This window comes from Neotamlana laminarinivorans, assembly GCF_020523925.1.
GTDB lineage: Bacteria > Bacteroidota > Bacteroidia > Flavobacteriales > Flavobacteriaceae > Neotamlana > Neotamlana laminarinivorans.
This window is the reverse complement of sequence record NZ_JAJAPW010000044.1, coordinates 1-367: the sequence shown is the minus strand read 5'-3', so window position 1 is coordinate 367 and position 367 is coordinate 1. Positions and strand designations below refer to the sequence as shown.

Annotated in this window: 1 protein-coding gene; it reads right to left on the bottom strand. The window is 34.3% G+C overall.

Translation table 11 applies throughout. The annotated features are described in order from the left end of the window. On the bottom strand, positions 1 to 367 hold a 367-nt coding region (locus tag LG649_RS15965; RefSeq protein WP_226544814.1), incomplete at both ends, for a hypothetical protein.

Sequence of the window (367 nt, the reverse complement as noted above, 5' to 3'; positions counted from 1 at the left end):
TACAATGCTGCCGTCTGGTAGTGTAATTGTAAAATCTACATCTTCTTGAACAACACTTAACTCTAAACTATCACCTGATGCTATAGTAATTGAGCCTGAACCACTTCCCGAAACACCTTCAACTATATATTCTACATCCATAGGATATGTTGAACAAGGACTTGCATTAGGATCTTCTATATTTATTTCTAATGTTATAATACAACCATACTCCGACTCTATAGTGTATATGCCAGATTGAGATACAACCACATCGCCTAAATTATAATTATCTCCTACTTGACTCCCATCGGGTAAAGTAATTGTTACATCTACTTCATTTGGCAATGCACTTAATATAACTTCATCGCCTTGATTAACATTTATA